Annotated in this window: 15 protein-coding genes; 5 read left to right on the forward strand and 10 right to left on the reverse strand. The window is 68.4% G+C overall.

Annotated elements, in window-relative coordinates:
• The first annotated feature begins 13 nt into the window (after positions 1 to 13).
• Complete coding sequence (locus BCM27_RS07785; RefSeq protein ID WP_004019983.1) at positions 14 to 1825, forward strand: BCCT family transporter; 1812 nt, start codon at positions 14 to 16, stop codon at positions 1823 to 1825.
• 101 nt (positions 1826 to 1926) lie between these two features.
• Here the strand turns inward: BCM27_RS07785 and BCM27_RS07790 are convergent, their stop codons facing one another.
• Positions 1927 to 3240 carry an aminotransferase class I/II-fold pyridoxal phosphate-dependent enzyme gene (locus BCM27_RS07790; RefSeq protein ID WP_239450677.1) on the reverse strand — a complete coding sequence of 438 codons (1314 nt, stop codon included), beginning with the start codon at positions 3238 to 3240 and terminating at the stop codon, positions 1927 to 1929.
• Positions 3241 to 3328: 88 nt separating this feature from the next.
• On the opposite strand from BCM27_RS07790, the gene BCM27_RS07795 reads away from it, so the two are divergent.
• Positions 3329 to 3742, forward strand: a complete 414-nt coding sequence (locus tag BCM27_RS07795) for a DUF5313 domain-containing protein (RefSeq protein WP_004019981.1) — start codon at positions 3329 to 3331, stop codon at positions 3740 to 3742.
• A gap of 43 nt (positions 3743 to 3785) precedes the next feature.
• Here BCM27_RS07795 and BCM27_RS07800 read toward each other — a convergent pair whose 3' ends face one another.
• Positions 3786 to 5366: a dolichyl-phosphate-mannose--protein mannosyltransferase gene (locus BCM27_RS07800; protein WP_004019979.1), complete on the reverse strand. Its 1581-nt coding sequence runs from the start codon at positions 5364 to 5366 to the stop codon at positions 3786 to 3788.
• A 38-nt stretch (positions 5367 to 5404) separates the two neighbouring features.
• Between BCM27_RS07800 and rsmI the strand changes: the two genes are divergently transcribed.
• Entirely contained in the window at positions 5405 to 6343 is a 939-nt protein-coding gene (gene rsmI / locus BCM27_RS07805) for a 16S rRNA (cytidine(1402)-2'-O)-methyltransferase (protein ID WP_033203666.1), read from the forward strand.
• On the opposite strand, the gene BCM27_RS07810 is transcribed toward rsmI, so the two are convergent.
• The 8 genes from BCM27_RS07810 to BCM27_RS07845 form a co-directional block, all read right to left on the reverse strand.
• Positions 6267 to 7514 (reverse strand): helix-turn-helix domain-containing protein, encoded by a 1248-nt coding sequence (locus BCM27_RS07810; protein ID WP_033203805.1) that lies wholly within the window; start codon positions 7512 to 7514, stop codon positions 6267 to 6269. The genes rsmI and BCM27_RS07810 overlap by 77 nt on opposite strands.
• Positions 7515 to 7543: 29 nt before the next feature.
• Positions 7544 to 8770, reverse strand: a complete 1227-nt coding sequence (locus BCM27_RS07815) for an aminodeoxychorismate synthase component I (RefSeq protein ID WP_052369247.1) — start codon at positions 8768 to 8770, stop codon at positions 7544 to 7546.
• A 15-nt stretch (positions 8771 to 8785) separates the two neighbouring features.
• The gene (metG, locus tag BCM27_RS07820; RefSeq protein ID WP_004019677.1) at positions 8786 to 10360 is read right to left on the reverse strand and encodes a methionine--tRNA ligase; all 1575 of its coding nucleotides are present in this window, start codon (positions 10358 to 10360) and stop codon (positions 8786 to 8788) included.
• Between the two features lie 556 nt (positions 10361 to 10916).
• Complete coding sequence (locus BCM27_RS07825) at positions 10917 to 12158, reverse strand: HNH endonuclease signature motif containing protein (RefSeq protein WP_033203665.1); 1242 nt, start codon at positions 12156 to 12158, stop codon at positions 10917 to 10919.
• A gap of 210 nt (positions 12159 to 12368) precedes the next feature.
• A complete protein-coding gene (locus BCM27_RS07830) occupies positions 12369 to 13358 on the reverse strand; it encodes a HEAT repeat domain-containing protein (protein ID WP_004019675.1) in 990 nt (329 codons plus the stop codon).
• Between the two features lie 2 nt (positions 13359 to 13360).
• Positions 13361 to 14050, reverse strand: a complete 690-nt coding sequence (locus tag BCM27_RS07835) for a HEAT repeat domain-containing protein (protein ID WP_004019673.1) — start codon at positions 14048 to 14050, stop codon at positions 13361 to 13363.
• Between the two features lie 67 nt (positions 14051 to 14117).
• A complete protein-coding gene (locus BCM27_RS07840; protein WP_004019672.1) occupies positions 14118 to 16475 on the reverse strand; it encodes a glycoside hydrolase family 65 protein in 2358 nt (785 codons plus the stop codon).
• Positions 16472 to 17194: a beta-phosphoglucomutase family hydrolase gene (locus tag BCM27_RS07845; protein ID WP_004019671.1), complete on the reverse strand. Its 723-nt coding sequence runs from the start codon at positions 17192 to 17194 to the stop codon at positions 16472 to 16474. The genes BCM27_RS07840 and BCM27_RS07845 overlap by 4 nt, the downstream gene beginning before the upstream one ends.
• Before the next feature lie 170 nt (positions 17195 to 17364).
• Between BCM27_RS07845 and BCM27_RS07850 the strand changes: the two genes are divergently transcribed.
• Both BCM27_RS07850 and BCM27_RS07855 read left to right on the forward strand, forming a co-directional pair.
• A complete protein-coding gene (locus tag BCM27_RS07850; protein WP_004019669.1) occupies positions 17365 to 18195 on the forward strand; it encodes a PhzF family phenazine biosynthesis protein in 831 nt (276 codons plus the stop codon).
• Positions 18196 to 18259: 64 nt separating this feature from the next.
• Complete coding sequence (locus BCM27_RS07855) at positions 18260 to 19177, forward strand: TatD family hydrolase (protein ID WP_004019667.1); 918 nt, start codon at positions 18260 to 18262, stop codon at positions 19175 to 19177.
• Positions 19178 to 19179: the final 2 nt, after the last annotated feature.

Below are 19179 nucleotides of genomic sequence, written 5' to 3' on the forward strand. Positions count from 1 at the left end.
ATTGGCTTGAACGATGACAAGTGAACAGGATGTGATCACCAGGCGTCCGAAGCAGACATTGGACCCGGTGGTCTTCACCGTGACCGCGGTTCTGGTCATCGCCTTCGTGATCTGGGGGATCGGCGACAAGGAGAGCCTCAACACCACTACGACCGAGGTGCTGAGTTGGATCACCAACAACCTCGGGTGGTTGTTCATCCTCTCTGCCACGGGCTTCGTGATCTTCGCGATCTTCCTGGCCGTGTCCAAATACGGCCGGATTCCGCTGGGCCGGACCGGGGAGAAGCCGCAGTTCCGCACCATCAGCTGGATCGCGATGATGTTCAGCGCCGGCATGGGCATCGGACTGATGTTCTTCGGCGCCTACGAGCCGCTCTACCACTTTGCTAGTCCGCCACCGGAAATCGGTCCCGACGACATCCGCGCGGCCATGGCGACGACGATGTTCCACTGGGGTTTCCACCCGTGGGCGATGTACGCGGTCGTCGGTCTGGCGCTGGCTTACAGCACGTACCGGCTGGGTCGGACGCAGCTGATGAGTGCGGTGTTCGAACGGCTCCTCGGTCCGCGGGTATCCAACGGGCCGGGCGGCAAGGTCATCGACATCCTCGCCATCTTCGCCACCCTGTTCGGCACCGTGGCCTCCCTGGGCCTCGGCGCGCTGCAGATCGGATCGGGTCTCGACACCCTCGGCTGGGTCAACGAGCCCACCAAGATGCTGCTCGTCGCGATCATCGCGCTCCTGACCGCGGCCTTCGTCGCGTCGGCGGTGTCGGGAATCGCGCGCGGTATCCAGTGGTTGTCGAACATCAACATGGTGCTCGCCGTGGTGCTGGCGCTGTTCGTCTTCGTCGCCGGTCCGACCATCTTCATCCTGAATCTGCTGCCGACCACTCTCGGGGCCTACGCCACCGACCTGACCACCTTCGCGGCCCGCTCCGACGCCACGGTCACGACCGAGGCGGGTCATCAGTGGCTGGCGGACTGGACGATCTTCTACTGGGCGTGGTGGGTGTCCTGGACCCCGTTCGTCGGTCTGTTCCTCGCGAAGATCAGCCGCGGTCGCACCATCCGCGAGTTCGTGATCGGCGTCATGGTCGTCCCCACAACTGTGTCGCTGGTCTGGTTCTGCATCTTCGGCGGCACCGCGATCCATCAGGACATCGAGGGCACGCTGGCCTTCGATCCGGCGACCGCGGCCAGCGAGAGCACGCTGTTCGACGTTCTGGCCCACATGCCGTGGACCGGGGTGGCCTCGGCCCTGGTGATGATCCTGGTCGGCATCTTCTTCGTGTCCGGCGCCGACTCGGCCTCGCTCGTCATGGGCACCCTCTCGCAGCGGGGCGTCGAACACCCGTCGCGCTCGCTGACCGTGTTCTGGGGTGTGCTGACCGGCGTGGTCGCCGCGCTTCTCCTGGCGATCAGCGGCGACGACGCCCTCGACGGCATCAAGACGATGGCCATCATCGCCGCGCTGCCGTTCGTCGTGGTGATGATCGGCATGTGCCTGTCGCTCTATCTCGACCTCCGGCGCGACCCGCTGATCGTGTCCCGGCACGTCCTGACGGCCCAGGTCGACGAGCACGTCCGGGAGCAGGCGGTCGCCATCGCGACGGGCGAACTCCAGTCGATCGACGCCGACGCGGTACGGCACCTGGAGAAGATCGACCCGGACTTCGTCGAGCAGGCGAACGGTTCGGAGGCCGCCGGATCGACCAACGGGTCGTCGCCCGCCGCGCCGTCTGTCGGCGACGACGGCCGCACCGACGGGAACCGGGACGAGGGCCAGCACGACACCGATCGCCTGCCCGGACCTGCGGTCTAGCAACCGATTTGCCCCCGATGGGGCGATGACACCCGGTGGGCCGCGCGATGGTGCGCGGCCCACCGGCGTCGGCGGGGTCGTGCCGTGGGAGGGAAGGGCGCCTACGGAGCGTCGATCTCCGCGATCGACGCGGCGAGAGCAGCGGTGAACGTCTCGGCAGCCGCCCGGTCGAGCCGGGACGTCGTGACCCGCAGGCCGTTTCGGGGGGTGGCGCTGTCGACGGCGAAGATCGTCCCGGGTTGTACCGCCCAGCCACGACGGGCGAGCTCGGTGCTCACCTTCTCCGCGGGGACCTCGCGGGGCAGGTCGACCCAGGTGTTGATCCCGTCAGGTGGTCCGAGCGTCGACGCGACGCCCTCGGAGGTGAGTGCATCGATGAGAAACTCTGTGCGACGGGCATATTCGTCGCGAGCCGTGGTGATGAGCTCGGTCGTCGCCGGATCGGTGAGAAGGTGCGCCGCGGTGGTCTGCAGCAGGTGGCTGACCCAGGGGCGGCCGGACCGGAGTCGCGCGTCGAGTGCGGCCGCCGTCGTCGGGTCGGCATCGACGAGGGCGACCCGCAGGTCCGGACCCAGGAACTTCGCGACGGACCTGACGACGGCCCAGTGCCGGCTGTTGTCCGGGATCACGCGCCGGTAGTCGTAGACCGACAGCAGCGAGAAGTGGTCGTCTTCGATGACCAGCACCTCGGGGTACCGCTCGAGGAGCGTACGAAGTTCTCCCGCACGGGTCTCGGAGAGGGCGATCCCGCCGGGGTTGTGGCCGCGGCAGGTGACGATGACGGCCCGAGCGCCCTCGTCCAGCGCCCGTGCCAGGTGATCGGGTCGCATGCCGGACCCGTCCAGTTCCACCGGTAGCGCGCGATATCCGTTGACGCGAATCGTGCCGACGCTGGCGAGGAAACACGGATTCTCCACGGCGACACCGTCACCCCGGACGAGGTGGGTGTTCAACAGCCGTTCCATCGCGTCGACGGCGCCGTGGGTCGCGACCAGTTCGCCTTCCTGCGGATGATCGCCGAACAGCACCGGCGCCGCGGCCCGGAGCGCCGGAGCCACCGCGGAGGTGCCGTACATCGTGGGCCGGTACGGTGACGCGGCGATCGCGGCGCGCAGGTCGGGGAGGAGATCGGGGTCCGGGTTGCCGCCGGCGAGGTCGACGGCATCTGCCGGAGCGGCGAGTTCGCTGCCGGGGTGGAGTCGGTCGGCGACCACCGTTCCGCCGCGGCCTCGGGTGTCCGCCGCGCCCAGTACGACGAGCTGCCGGTATGCCGTGGCCACGGTGTTGCGGTTGACGCCCAGCTCGGTTGCGAGTTCACGGATCGGCGGCAACGTGTCACCCGGTCGGAGTCGGCCGGAGACGATCGCGTCCCGAGCGCTCTGAACGATCGCGTTCACTGTCTGCCCGGTGATCACAACGGACACTGTAACCCCAGCTCCCCATTTTTGTCCTAGGACAAATGCTACCCTGGTCGTACAACGCCGAGATCAGGAGTGTTCGCCCATGAGTCACGAGTCCCCGCGCCCGGCCTGGTGGCGCTACGTCGCGTACTGGTACGGCGGCAGACTGCCTGTCTCGGTGCAGGATTGGGTGATCAACGACCTCGTCGGTCCCGGCGCGTCGGCGCGGATGGTCGCTCGGTGGTCGATACCGTGCATCATCCTCGTGCTGCCGATGCTGTTCGTCCCGGGGCCGTGGGGGGTGCGGATCACCATGACCATGCCGATCCTGCTGTCGTACCTGTTCTTCTCCATCGCGCTGAACCGTGTCTATCGCCGCTACCGGCTGGTCCAGCACGGACTCGATCCGGCACTGATCAACGCGCTCGACCGGGAGAAGAACGCCGACCTCTACGCCGAGTACCACCGGAAGTACCGCAACGAGGCCGCACCGCCGCCGTTCCCCGTCTCACGGTGAGGCCGCGTGGGCCTCACGGGGTTCGGTTGCGCGCCGGGAGTGCTCAGCCCCAGCTGGGCAGCCAGATCTGCTGGCGCCAGAGGCCCGGTGATATCGGGGAACCCGTCAGGATGGGCCACAACCAGACGAAGTTCGCGACGACCAGGCCCACGTAGATCGCGACGACCAGGATAGCGAGCGCACGGCGCTCGGGCCGGGCGCGCGCCGTCGCCGCAGCCGAACGCAACAGATCACCGCAACACAGGGCGAGACCCATCACCAGGAACGGCGCGAGGACGGTCGCGTAGAAGAAGTACATCTGCCGGTCGAGGGCGAGGAACCACGGCAGGATGCCGGCGAGGTATCCGACGAGGACCGCCGCGTACCGCCAGTCGCGACGCACGATCCACGACCACAGTCCCCACAGGAGCATCGGCAACGACAGCCACCAGAGCGCGGGCGAGCCGATGAGCATCTGGGCGCGGACGCACTCACCCCCGCCGCACTGGTCGGGCCCGTTCTCGAGCGCGTACAGCATGGGACGCAGGCTCATCGGCCACGTCCACGGCTTGGACTCCCACGGGTGATGGTTGCCCGCGGAATTGGTCAGCCCCGAATGGAACTCGAGGATGCCGGACTCGTAGTACCACAACGATCGCCAGGCACCCGGCACCCACGCGAACGGGCCGTCGGTTCCGATCGTGTTGCCCACCTGGTAGCGGTAGACGGCGGTCTCGCTGGTGAACCAGGGGATGTAGGTCAAGAAGTAGATGACGACCGGCATCACCGCGAGACTCGCGCCGCTCGGGACGACGTCGCGCACCAGGGTGCCGACCCAGGGGCGCGGCACGTGATAGGCGCGGCGGGCGGCCACGTCGAAGCCGATCGCGAGTGCGGTGAAGAAGATGACGTAGTAGATGCCCGACCACTTGGTGCCGCAGTTCAACCCCAGCATCACACCGGCGGTGAACCGGTACCAGCGGAAGCCGAGTCGCGGTCCGAACGGGCTGTCGGCGATGCGGCCCTCGAGGTACACGCGGTACATGCGTTCCCGGACCTGGTCGCGATCGGCGACGAGCGCGGCGAACGTGGCCACGATGAAGAGGGTCTGGAAGATGTCGAGCATGCCCATCCGGGATTGCACGAACAGCACGCCGTCGCAGATCGCGAAGATCCCCGCAATGGCGCCCACCAGCGTCGACCGGGTGAGCCGGCGCACCGCGCAGTAGATCAGCACGACGACCAGCACGCCCGAGACGGCCGGTGCGACACGCCAGCCGAGTGGACCGTAGCCGAAGATCGCCTCGGACGCCGCGAGCATCCATTTGCCGACCGGTGGGTGCACGACCAGGCCGTACGCCGGGTTGTCCTCGATCCAGTTGCCGCCGGACAGCACCTGCCAGCCCTGGGGGACGTAGTGCTTCTCGTCGAAGACCGGTGTGCCCTTGTCGGTGGGGTGGGTCAGGGCCCAGAACCGGGTGATGGTGGCCAGCAGTGCGATGACGACTCCGACGAGGAGTCCACGCCCGCGGTCGGGGGCACCGAACAGCGGCGACGGAACCTCCGGACCCAGGCGGGGTCGCGGAATCGGAGACCGTGGGTCGCCGCCGGACACCGGGGTGTCGTGCACGGCGGTGATGGTCACCCGATCGATCCTAGTGGTCCCTCGTAAGCTGGCTGTCGATGAACACCGCCCACCCCGGCATGTCCCACGCCGACGACGACGCCTCCGGGCCTCCGGACACCAGTGCTGTCGCCGACCCCGGTCGCGTGTCCCACGGTCTCGGCCGGCTGGTGCTGGCCGCCACGCCGATGGGACAGATCGACGACGCCTCGCCGCGTCTGCGTGCGGCCCTGCAGACCGCGGACATCGTCGCCGCCGAGGACACCCGGCGCGCCCGTTCGCTGGCCGCGGCGCTCGACGTCGAGATCGGCGGGCGGCTGGTCAGTTACTACGACCAGGTGGAGGCCGCGCGTACCCCGGGTCTCGTCAGCGCGATCGCCGAGGGGCAGACGGTACTGCTGATCACCGACGCCGGGATGCCGTCGGTCAGCGATCCCGGGTATCGCGTGGTGGTGGCATGCGCCGACGCGGGACTCCCGGTCACGGCACTGCCCGGGCCGTCGGCGGTGACGACGGCCCTCGCGGTGTCGGCGCTGCCCTCCGAGCGGTTCTGCTTCGAGGGTTTCGCTCCCCGCAAGCCCGGCGCGCGAGCCGCATGGCTGCGCGAACTGGTTGCCCAGCCACGGACCGCGGTGTTCTTCGAGTCGCCCCACCGACTCGCCGACACGCTGGTCGCCGCGGCCGAGATCCTCGGTCCGGACCGCCGCGCGGCGGTGTGCCGCGAGATGACCAAGACCTACGAAGAGGTCCGGCGCGGCCCGCTCGCCGAACTCGCCGAGTGGGCGGCTGACGGCGTCCGCGGCGAGATCACCGTGGTGATCGCCGGTGCCGTAGCCGCCGAACCCGACATCGACGACCTCGCCGATCGGGCCGAAGAACTCGTGGCAGGCGGCATGCGACTCAAGGACGCGTGCGCCGAGGTCACGCAGGGTTCCGGTGCCTCTCGGCGCGACGTCTACCAACAGGTACTCGAAAGACGTCGAGCTGATCCGGGCTGACCCGCAGTTCCACTCGCGGCGCCAGTCGATACGGCCGGCTCGAGACGAGCGCCCCGACCACCCGGCGCAGTCGGGACAGCTCGGCGCGCACGCTGACGGTGTGGCCGTCGTCGCCGAAGAGCAGCTGGCTCAATCGCTGTGAGGTGAGGCCCTGGTCACCGGCGTCGGCGAGGAGCAACAGGATCTGGGCATGCCGGCGGGTCAGCACCGTGCGCCACGGCTCGCCGTCGCCGGTGACCGTGACGGTCGGCTCGCCGTCGAGGGAGAGCTCGGCCAGGACCGGGCCGGACGGGCCCGCCGGACGCACCAGCCACCCCTGCCCGAGGCGTTCGACCACACAGATCCCGAGCCCCGGCACGAACTGCCGCATGTCGTCCGTCGGGGCGGCGACGCGGACGGGCGGCGTGCAGCCGCGCCCTTCGGCGACCCATCCGTCGTCGTCGATGAGCAGCCCCGGCCCGTGCAGCCCGGCCAGCTGCGATTGGCCGGTGAATCGCAGGTCGGCGAGCTCGCGCTGGTGGGCGAGGGTGATCTCGTGTTCGCCGAGGGCGGCCAGCGCGGAGGTGAACGCCGATGCCGCCGGCTGCATCTCCATGGCCGGGCCCGCCAGGCCCGCAATGGCGATCATGTCGCCGGTGCGGTGGTCGTGCACCGGTACCGCGGTGCAGAACAGCCCATGCAGCGAGCTGTAGTAGTGCTCGGCACCGAACAGCCGGGTCGGGCGCTGGAGGTGCACGGCGAGGCCGACCGCCGTGGTCGCCGTGGAGTTCTCGTCCCATCGGCTGCCCTCGACGAGCTCGAGCCGGTCGGCCTCCGGGAGAACGGACGCCGAGCCGCCGCGCCACAACAGCACGCCGTCCGCGTCGAACACGCCCAGCGTCATCGAGGCGTCGTCCGCGGACTGGGCGAACAGTCGCTGAAGTGGTTGTACCGCGTCTCTTAGGGGGTGCGTGGCGCGCCGGGTCTCGAGCTCATCGTCCGAGATGTGGCCCGGATTGTGCGTGTCGACGGTGGACCGGTGTCGGCCCGACCGGACACGACCCCAGGATTCGACGACATCCCCCGGGACCCCGGCACGTGGGGTGCCGCCGGACATGTAGGCATGGTGGTCACGGCGCAGATCGCGATCGAGCACCGCGAGATCGGTGGACGACCGGATGGGCACAGTCATGGCGGAATCGTACCCAACGAGGGGGTCGATCATGTCCAACCGCGCGACCCCACGATACTCGCGGCCTTGTCGAGGCACTCCTGCCATTCCCGATCCGGGTCGGAGTCGATGGTGATCCCGCCGCCGACACCCAGGGCGAGTGCCCCGTCGGGCGTGATCTCCACGGTCCGGATGGCGACGTTGAGGTCGAGTGCCCGCCCGGGGCCGGCCATGCCGATGGCCCCGCAGTACACGCCGCGCGCGTCGGACTCCCAGCCCTCGAGCAGTTCCATCGCCCGCAGCTTCGGGGTGCCGGTGACCGACGCCGGCGGAAACGTCGCCGCCAGGATGGCGTCGTTGCCCGTTCCCGGCGCCAGGATCGCCTCCACCCGCGACACCAGGTGCCAGACGCCGGGGGCGGGTACGACGGTCAGGAGTTCGGGGACCCGCACGCTGCCGGTCACCGCGATCCGGCCCAGATCGTTGCGGACCAGGTCGACGATCATGATGTTCTCGGCGATGTCCTTGGCAGAGGCGGCCAGCGCATCGGGGTCGGCGGAGGCGGGCAGGGTGCCCTTGATCGGCGACGACGAGATGATGTTGCCGGCCCGGCGCAGGTACGTCTCCGGCGACAGGCTCGCCACCGCCCCCCAGTCACCTTGCAGGAAAGCGGCTTTCGCCGGCGCGGTGGCGCCGGCGAGTCCGGTGAAGAACTCGACGGGCCGGCCGCTCAGCGTGCCGGTGAAGCGGGTGCACACGCACGCCTGATAGACCTCACCGGCGCGGATGGCGTCGAGGCACTGTGCGATGGCATCCAGATGTGAACTGCGTTCGGGCGCATGCCATTCCACCGTCGGTGCAGCGGTGGATCCGCGCCGCGTGACGGGGTCCGCCCGGTCTCCGGCGGCGCGCACGGCCGCCTTCGCCCAGTCGGGTACACCGGTGCCGGTGCAACTCCAGCGTCCATCGCGGAGTACGAGCACGCCGTCGGTGTGTCCGCCGACGTTCGGCGGCAGCGACGCGTCGTGCGGCCGCACCGGAAACCCGAGGTACCCGAACCAGAACCGGTCGGGGTCATCCGGGGGCAGGCAGCCGGGTGTCAGTTCGATCGACGGTGCGATGACGGCGTCGGCGTCGTACCAGTCACCGATCAGCGCGGCCGGCGGCGGCAGGCGACGGGCGGCGGTCTCGGCGTGCAGTGCACGCAGTACGTCGAGTGCCGGCGCCACCGCGTCCGGGCCGAGCGAGTCCGACCCCACCCCGTCCCACGCGACCATTCTCGATGTGCGGGTTCAGTTCTCGTACCGGGGGAACACCGGAGTCGGCTTCGGCAGCGCGGTACCGGGTTCCAACCGGGTGGCGGCTGCGGTGAACTGCCGATCGTCGCCGACGACGAGGAGGTCCAGGATCTTGTTGGACGACTCCGGCATGACCGGTTGGCTCAGCAGCGCGACGATGCGCACCACCTCGGCGCAGACGTAGAGAACCGTGCCGGTGCGGTCGAGGTCGGTCTTGGCGAGCTTCCACGGTTCCTGTGCCGAGATGTACCGGTTGGTCTCGGCCAGCGTCGACCAGAGCGCCTCGAGCGCCAGGTGGATGGCCTGGTTGTCGATGTGGGCGCGCACGATGTCGAGCAGGGAATCCGCACGTGTCAGCAGCGCGGTGTCGGTGTCGGTGAACTCGCCCGGTGCCGGCAGGGTGCCGTCGAAGTACTTGCCGATCATCGACAGGGTGCGCTGCGCCAAGTTGCCGAATTCGTTGGCGAGGTCGGCGTTGATGCGGGACACGATCGCCTCGGCCGAGTACGAACCGTCCTGACCATAGGACACCTCGCGGAGGAAGAAGTAGCGCACCGGGTCGAGACCGAACTCGACGATCAGGTTCTCCGGGTCGACGACGTTGCCGACCGACTTGCTCATCTTCTCGCCCTTGTTGAACAGGAATCCGTGCGCGAACACGCGCTTGGGCAACTCGATCCCGGCGCTCATCAGGAACGCGGGCCAGTAGACGCAGTGGAATCGGATGATGTCCTTGCCGATGATGTGCAGGTCGGCAGGCCAGAACCGCGCGAAGGTCTCCGGGTCGTCGGCGAACCCGACGCCGGTGAGGTAGTTGGTCAGGGCGTCGACCCACACGTACATGACGTGTTCGGGATGTCCGGGTACCGGGACGCCCCAGTCGAAGGTGGTGCGCGAGACCGACAGGTCGGTGAGGCCGCCCTTGACGAAACTGATGACCTCGTTGCGCCGGACGTCGGGACCGACGAACTCCGGCCGGGACTCGTAGAGCTCCAGCAGTTTGTCCTGATACGCCGAGAGGCGGAAGAAATAGGTCTCTTCCTCGGTCCAGGTGAGGACATGCCCGGTGTCGGTGGCGACGCGGTCGCCGGACTCGTCGACCCGGGTGTCGGCCTCGGCGTAGAACGTCTCGTCCCGGACGTCGTACCAGCCCGAGTACTTGTCCAGGTAGATGTCGCCGCGGTCGCTCATCCGCTTCCACAGTTCTTCCGAGGCGCGCTTGTGGTCCTCGTCGGAGGTGCGGATGAAGCGCTCGAAGCTGGACCCGAGGCGTTCCTGCAGCGACTGGAAACGGTCGGAGTTCCGCTTCGCGAGTTCGGCGGTGGGGATGCCCTCCGCGGCGGCGGTCTGCTGCATCTTCTGCCCGTGGACGTCGGTGCCGGTGAGGAACCGGACGTCGAACCCGTCGAGCCGCTTGAACCGCGCGAGCGCATCGGCGGAGATGTACTCGTAGGCGTGCCCGATGTGCGGAGCGCCGTTGGGGTAGGCGATCGCGGTGGTGATGTAGTACGGGCGTCCGTCGCCGTGGGATGCGCCGGACGGATCGGGGCTGGTCAGATCGGGTGCCATAGTGCCCAACAGACTACCGACCGGCCGGGACGGCACCCAATTGCGGTCCAGACGATTTCTGGTCGGCACTGTGTCGATCCTGCGCGCGGCGCTGGGTCTCCGGAAGGCTGCGGAGGCCGTGGGAGCTGCGGAACGGTCAGCACCAGCTCGCTGACCATCGTGCTGGTCCATGAACGGGCTCATGCGCCGACCCAGGTGCAGAACCATGCATTGTCCGAGGTGGCGAGGGCCAGACCCGCGTGGTGGCGGCACACACGACCGAGACGGTGACGGCTGAGGCGACCGGGACGGCGGCGACTGACGCGACCAAGACCGCGACGACTGATGCGTCAAGTAACGCGTCGAGTAACGCGGATTCGTTGCGGTCCATCTCCCGAAGATCCAGGAGACGGACCGCAACGACGCCCACGCCGTGCTCGGCTTTCACACTGTGGAGTTGTCAAGGAACGCCGCGACGGCCATGCCGTCAGGATCTGTGGTCGTGAGGTGTTGTCGTGTCGGGTGCTCGGTCCCGTCTGAGATGGCTTGTCCCGCAGTGCGTGCGGTGGCGCAGGACCTACACGAAGACGTCGTCGAGTCGCATCGTGCGTCGGTTGTAGGCGGGCCGCGGGCGGCGTTGTGGGTCGATGTCAGCAGGCGGGATCAGCCAGGGGTGGCGGTCATATCCCATCGTCACTTCCCAGCCGTGATGATGTACCTGCGTGTGGCAGCGTTGGCAGAGCAGGCACCCGTTGTCGAGGTCGGTGGGGCCGCCATCTACCCACGGCACTATGTGATGCACCTGCGTATGTGCCGCGGGCGCACCACATTTGATACAGCACAGGTCGCGGACGATGATGGCCTTGCGTAAGTGGGACGGGAAGAGTCGCCTACTTGTCCCCATCTGTAAGGGCACGCCTTCCCCGTCCAGGACGATTTCGCTCACAAGGGCGTCGCACGCGAGTCGCTTGGCGGTGGTCTGCGACACCGGACCGACCCATGGCAGTCGCGCCGGATCTTTCGCATCGGCCGGGATCGTCACCAACAGCTGGGTTCGAGGCGAACCGCTGGTGTCGAGGGTCGCTCCGATCGCCGCCTGATCCATCAACAACTCGAAGCCGTCGGCCCACCGCTGGTCCCGCGTCCGTCGATCCTCGCTGCCGTCGGGTTCGGGTCGCGGGCAGGATCGTTCGTCGATCATGGACAGGAACTTCTCACCGACCACAGCGGTGAGGTCGGCCTTGATCTCCACACGGCCATCGTCGGTGATGCGCGAGTTCACCACGTTCAGCGAGGCGTCCTCGGCAACCGGGATGGCGTCGTCGGCGGTGTCGGCGTTGCGGTGGGCGATGGTGCGTGCGTGGTCGGCGATCTCGGTGGGGGTGGCACCCGAGAATGCTTGAGCCAGCAGCTCGGACTCATACGCCGCCCGGTCCTCGTCGGAAAGTACTGTGGGTGTTTGCTTCTCGATGACGGTCAGGCCGCGGACAACCGCGTCGACGCATTCGGTCGCCAGATGCCCGTCGGAGGCGCAGTCGCCGAGCTTCGGCAACGAGTCGATCCGCTCTCCGATCCGTATGCTGCGGTGGGCGACAGCCGGCGCGAAACCCATCTCGATCAGCACCCCGCGTGTGGTCGACCCCACCCTGTCTGCCGCGCCGGTCGCTTCGAACGATGCTGCGTGCACGGCGATCTGATGACCGACGACGTTGTACAGCAACCGAAGTTCGTCCAGGCGGTCGAAAATCTCCCGGCCGGTCGGGTCGGTGGGTGGTTCGAGGGTGATCACGAAGTCTCGCATCTCGGCGATCGGGGTCATGCCACCAAGGTACTCGACAATCCGTTCGAAGACGAGCGGTTTCCACAACTACATCCAGTCAAAGATGTTCTACGACAGCGATTTTCACATCAGAACCATCAGTGAACAGGAGCACCTTCAGTGAACCGCAGTGAACCGCAGTGAACCGCAGTGAACCGCGGTGAACAGAAGTCCCACGAGTCACACAGTTTTCGTCGACTTGTTGAGCTATCAGCCCTGCGGCCGCCGATCGAGCAATACGGTCGCGGTGCGCGCGACCATTTCGTCGGCGTCACCGGTGCACGCCCGCAGCGCCGAAGCTGCTGCGGTACCGGGGATCTCGGCGAGAGCCTGCACCAGGCGCGATCGAACGGACGCGTCGGGGTCGGCACCCAGGCGGTCGACGAGAAGGTCGACGATCCGCTCGCGGTGGGCTTCGTGGCCGGCGAGGACCTCGGCGGCCTCGACATCGCGGTCGCCGGCACCGATGAGCTCGACCAGGGCATCGACCGCGACCGCGGCACCGCGGCGTCCGAGGGTCAGGGCAGCGGTGCGTCGGACGGCGGGATCGGGATCGGCGAGCAGTCCCTCGAGAACCGACGTGACGTGTGTGGTCTCCTCGATCGCGGCGAGCGCGGTGACCGCCCGGCGTCGAACAACCGGATCGGGGTCGGCCGCACCGTCGACGAGGCGGTCGACACCGCCCGGTCTCTGCGCGAGCGCCCACCGAAGGGCACCGGCGACGTTGGGATCCGGCTCCTTCAGGAGTGCGTCCGCCAGCGAGTCCCCGGACACCCTGACCTCGCCGGCCAGCATCGCGGCAGTCTGACGATCGGCCGCGTTGTCGGACTGGACGGCACGGAGCAGTCTGACCACTCCCAGCACCGCGGACCACTCGGTGGGCCCGGCACCCCGCACGTCCTGCAGACGCGCGAGGAGCTGGGCATCGGCAGCCATCCTCGCCTCGGTGTCGTCGATGAGGCGGTCCATGAGCGTGTCCGGTGCGAACCCCGGCTCGTCGAGCGCGCGGCCGACGTCGCGCAGCGAGAGTCCGAGCGATCGGAGGCTCTCGACGTGCAGGAGCCGCTCGAGGTCGGCCTCGGAGTACTCCCGGTAGCCGCCCGACGTCCGGCCGGTCGGTCGCACGAGTCCGAGTGAGTCGTAGTGGCGCAGCATCCGGCTGCTTAAGCCGGTGTGCCGCGCCACCTCGCCGATCAGCACCGCTACGTTCCGTCCGTTGTTTCGACAGCCGAATCGTCGTCGGGGACAGTGTTGGTCGTCGGCGCGACGAAGTCCGACGCAGCGGCGAAGTCACTGTCCGGGTCGTCGATCAGCCGTTCGGTGGCCACGACGTGTGCGCGCACCGCGCTGTTGCCCCGCTGTTTCGCGACGGCAAGCGGTCCGACCGTGGCGTCGCCGAGTCCGGCCAGGGCACGGCTGAGACTCCGTCGGACGTCGGTGCTCCCGCGGCCGAGTTCGCCGGCCAGTTCGTTCGCGAGCCAGGCCTCCCGGCCCGCCGGGACCAGGACGACCGCGGTCCGCCAGGCGGCGCGAGCCACCTCGTCGTCCGCATCGTGCAGGAGCGCGGGTGTGATCGACGTCCACACCGACCGGTCACCGATCTTCGACAGGGTGTGTAGTGCCTGTGCCCGCGCCTGCGGAGACGCGGACGCCAGCTCGGGAATGAGGCCGGGCACCGTCAGTTCGGCGGGCAACCGCGTCAGGGCCCAGGTCAACATGTCCCGCACGAAGAAGTCCGGTTCCACGCCGCAGCGTCGGATCAGCTCCTCGGCATACCCGGGATGCGGGTTGCTGCCCGCCGCCATCGCGGCCCGCAGCCGCATCGACGCGTCATCGGCCGACAATGCTGCCATCAGGGCCGGATCGAGTGGGCGGGTTGTCTGGTCGGTCATGATCGACCACCTCCTTCACCACCCACCTGACCGCTTGACACCGTGTCAAGGTCAAGCGTCGGGGGCCTTAGATCTCCCGACGATACGGATCACACCCGGGCGGGGCCTTGGGCGGCTCGCGATATTCCAGTTCCGGGATGTGCATGGTCATCGGGGCGGACTCGAGAGTGAACTTCTCGCCGTGATGCGCGAGGTCGATCGGCGGGCCCGACAGCAACCGATAGGTCGCGTTGTCCTTGTCGACGGCCACGACGATCTTCGAGTCACGGATGATCATGCGGAACGACATGTAGGTCAGCCGCTTCGGGAGCCGGGGCGCGAACGTGATGTTCCCGCCGAAGTCGCGCATGCCGCCGAAGCCGGCCACGCAGTCGGTCCAGGCACCCGCGAGCGCCGCGATGTGCAGTCCGCTGCTGACGTTGTTGTGCAGGTCGTGCAGGTCGGTGAACACCGACTCGGCGAGCAGATCGTAGGCGAGATCGGGGTAGCCGACCTCGGCCGCGGTGACCGCCTCACAGCACGCCGACAGGGACGAGTCGCGGACGGTGAGCGGGTAGTAGTAGTCGAAGTTGCGCAGTTTCTGCTCGGGGGTGAAGGCATCGCCGAACAGATAGGTCGCGAAGACCAGGTCGGCCTGCTTGACCACCTGCTTGCGGTAGAGGTCGTAGTACGGATAGTTCAGCAGCAGCGGATACCGCCCGACCGAGGACTCGAAATCCCAGGCGCCCAGCAGGGTGAACGACTCGCACTGCTGGTGGACGCCGAGGGCGTCGTCGTAGGGGATCGTCATGTCGTCGGCGCACGCCTCCCAGTGCGCCGCCTCGGCGGTCGTGACCCCGAGATGCTCGGCGAGATCGGGCCGGCGGTGCACGGCGGCCACCGCGTCCCGCAGGTTCTGTTGCGCTGCGAGATTGGTGAAGGTGTTGTTGTTCACGACCGCGGTGTACTCGTCGGGACCCGTCACCCCGTCGATGCGGAACTTCCCGTTCACATCGTGGTGACCCAGCCCGGCGAACAGTCGCGCGGTCTCCACGAGCAGTTCGACGCCGCACTCGGTTTCGAACTGCTCGTCGTTGGTCGCTCGCAGGTAGCGAGCGGTGGCGTTGGCGATGTCGGCGGACACGTGCACGCCTGCGGTGCCGGCGGGCCAGTAGCCCGAACACTCGTCGCCGTTGATCGACCGCCACGGGAACATCGCCCCACGCTGGCCGAGCTCGGCGGCGCGGGACTTCGCCTTGTCCATGGTGGAGTGGCGCCACCGCAGTTCCTCGCCGGCGGCGGCGGGGACCGTGTAGGTGAGCATCGGCAGGATGAAACTCTCGGTGTCCCAGAAGGTGTGACCGTCGTAGCCGGGGCCGGTGAGGCCCTTGGCCGGGATGGCGCGGGACTGACCGCGTGCGCCGGCCTGCAACACGTGGAAGAGCGCGAACCGGACGGCCTGCTGCAGCTCCGGATCGCCGTCGAGTTCGACATCGGCGTCGCGCCAGAAGTCCTCGAGGTAGCGGACCTGGTCGGCCTTGAGTGAGTCCCAGCCGGTCTCCATCGCCATCGCGAGGGCCGCGTCGACCTGGGCGCGCAGTGCCGGCACCGAACGCCGCGCCGACCAGCCGTACCCCATGTACTTGGTCAGCGTGAGGCTCTTGCCCTTCGGCACGTTCGCCGCGATGGTGAGCCGGGCGAGGTCGCCGTCGGCGCGGATGAACGTGTCCGCCTTGTCCGGGAAGTAGATCTCGTGATCCATCCCGGCCGCGATGTGCAGGCCGGACTTCTTGGTGTGGTGGACCAGCATGCCCCAGTAGTTGCGGCATGTCGCGAGATCGGAGACGAGGGGTGCGTCGAGCGCGGCCGCCAGACGCGGGTCGTTCCCGGGGGCGGGCACCGGCTCGTTGGCGAGGAGGTCCGACTGCAGGACGAGCTTCATGTCCTCGTCGACCGGCTCGACCTCATACCGGATCGCGGCGATGGTGCGCTTGGTGAACGACACGAGCCGCTCGGATTTGATGCGCACCTTGCGGCCCGTGGGTGAGGTCCAGACGGTGTGGCGACGCAGTGTGCCGGTACGGAAGTCGAGGGTCCGCTCGTGTTCTTCGGTACGCCCGTACCGGAGGTCCATCGGCTCGTCCTCGACGAGCAGCCGGATGATCTTGCCGTCGGTCACGTTGACGACGGTCTGTCCCGACTCGGGGTAACCGTAACCGCTCTCCGCGTAGGGCAGGCCGCGCAGTTCGTAGAAGCCGTTGAGATAGGTGCCGGGATGATCGACGGGCTCGCCCTCTTCGAACGACCCGCGTAAACCGATGTGTCCGTTGGACAGTGCGAAGAGTGTCTCGGTCCGGCCGAGCATGTCGAGGTCGACTCCGCCGCGCCACTTGAGCTGCCACGGGTGGATCTCGAAGCCGAAGTCGTGGCCGTGCTCGGCGGTCATGCGGGGAGCAATTCGTCGAGGTCCGTCACGACGACGTCGGCGCCGGCCGCGCGCATCGCCTCGGCCTGCCCACCGCCGACACGGTCGACGCCGACGACGTAGCCGAATTCGCCCGCGCTGCCGGCCCGGATGCCGGAGATGGCGTCTTCGAAGACCGCTGCCGCAGCGGGTTCGACGCCCATCTGCTCGGCGCCCAGGAGGAACGAGTCGGGAGCGGGTTTGCCGTTCAGGCCCTTCGACACGATGTCGAGCCCGTCCACCCGGACCTCGACGAATCTCGACAGATCCGCTGCATCCAGCACTGCTGCTCCGTTCTTCGAGGAGGTCACGACCGCGATCCGGAGACCCGCGTCACGAGCCGCCTCGAGGTACCGCACCGAACCCGGATATGCCTGCCCGCCGTCCTCGGCCAGGGACACCAGGAACATGTCGTTCTTCCCGTTCCCGATGGCGGTCACGGTCTGCGGGTCGACGTCGTCGATGCCGCGGGAGGCGAGGAAGGCTCGCACGCCGTCTTCCCGGGGACGTCCGTCGACGTAGTCGAGGTAGTCCTGGTCGGTGAACTCGACGAAATCGGCATGGTCCGCGCCGCCCGCACGCGCGGCGAGGAAGGCGTCGAACGCCTTCTTCCATGCCTTGCGGTGCAACACCGCGGTCTCGGTGAGAACCCCGTCGAGGTCGAACAGTGCGACGGTGATCGAATCTGGCAATCCCAACACGCTTCGCCACGCTACCCGTCCCGGACGACTCCGGCGCGATTTGCGCGGCCGGGCGAACCGTTTTCCCGCGGTGGTGGTGCTCGCGGCGGCGGGCGACCGCTCGCCGTCCCGGGGTGACGGGCCCGAAAAACCTTTGACCGGGCTGCAACTGAGGGTGAGACGATGAACCGATGACCCGACGTTTCGCCCAGATCGATGTGTTCTCCGCCACCGGAACCGGTGGTAACCCGGTGGCCGTGGTGCTCGATGCCGCCGACATCCCCGACGACCGGATGGCGGCATTCGCCCGCTGGACCAATCTGTCGGAGACGACGTTCGTGCTGCCGCCGACCGACGCCGCAGCCGACTACCGCCTGCGGATCTTCACCCCGGACGGGGAGTTGCCCTTCGCCGGTCACCCCACGCTCGGTTCCGCGCATGCGTGGCTGACGACGGGCGGCCGCCCTGCGGGGGAGGACATCGTGCAGGAGTGCGGCGTCGGCCTGGTTCGACTCCGCCGTTCGGGTGCACGGCTGGCCTTCGCGGCACCGCCGTTGCGACGATCCGGCCCCGTCGAGTCCGCGGTCGTCGCCGAGGTCGCCGCCGCACTGGGGATCGCGGCCGGCGAGGTCCTCGCGGCCGAGTGGGTCGACAACGGGCCGGAATGGATGGTGCTGCAACTCGCGTCCGGGGAGCGGGTGCTCGAGGTGACGCCGGACATCCCGGCGCTCGGCGATCACAAGGTCGGATTGTTCGGGATGTACGACTCGGACGGTGAGGTCTTCGGAGAGGTCCGGGCCTTCGTGCCGGGCATCGGCGTCCCCGAGGACCCGGTGACGGGCAGTCTCAACGCGGGTATCGCGATGTGGCTGCGTGCGAACGGTCACGCCCCGGCGTCGTATGTCGCGGCCCAGGGCGCCGCACTTGGCCGTGCCGGACGCGTTCACGTCCACGACGACGGCGAGAACATCTGGATCGGTGGCGACACGACGACGGTGATCGAGGGCACGGTGACGCTCTGACCCGGATGCCCGGGTGTGAGGGCCGCAACCGGAGGGTGTCGGCGCGCTGTGCCAAGGTGGTGCCATGAGCGACGCCCCTGGCGCCCCGGACAAGAGCGATCCCGAGACGAGCGGCGACGAATCTCTGAGCAACAAGGCCGCCAGGAAGCGGCGTCGACGCGAACCACCGCCCGACCCGGCGCCCCTGCCCGGCCTCGTCGACGCCCACACCCACCTGGCCGCGTGTGGCGGGCGCGATGCCGAGACGGTCCGTGCGATCTGCGACCACGCGCAGACCGTCGGTGTCGACCATGTCGTCACGGTTGCCGACGACATGGTCGACGCGCGCTGGGCGGTCGCCGCCGCGGACTGGGACGACCGGGTGTACGCGGCGGTGGCCCTGCACCCGATGCACGCCGGCGATCTGAACGACGAGACTGCCGCCGAACTCGAGCAGATGGTTCGTCATCCGCGCGTCGTCGCCGTGGGCGAGACCGGGCTCGACTACTACTGGCCCGGGAAGTCGGACGAGTGCGCGCCGCCCGAGGTGCAGCACGAGGCCTTCCGCTGGCACATCGACCTCGCGAAGCGTGTGGGCAAACCCCTGATGATCCACAACCGCGAGGCCGACCGCGACCTGCTGGACATCTTGGCCGCGGAGGGGGCACCCGACTCCGTGATCATGCACTGCTTCTCCGGTGACCGAAACGTTGCCCGCGAATGTGTCGACCGTGGCTTCATGCTCAGCTTCGCCGGCACTGTGAGCTTCGCCAACGCCGACGAGCTCCGGGTCGCGGCCGAACTCGTGCCCGACGACCAGATCCTCGTCGAGACCGACGCCCCGTTCCTGACCCCGCATCCCTACCGTGGCCAGCCGAATCAGTCCTACTGCCTCCCGTACACGGCGCGAGCGCTCGCCGAGGTGCGCGGCGTGACCGATGTGGAGATGGCGCGTCTTCTCGGAGCCAACGCGCGACGGGTCTACGGCATCCCTTTGCCATAATC

The sequence above is a fragment of the Gordonia terrae genome, from assembly GCF_001698225.1.
In the GTDB taxonomy this organism is placed as follows: Bacteria; Actinomycetota; Actinomycetes; order Mycobacteriales; family Mycobacteriaceae; genus Gordonia; species Gordonia terrae.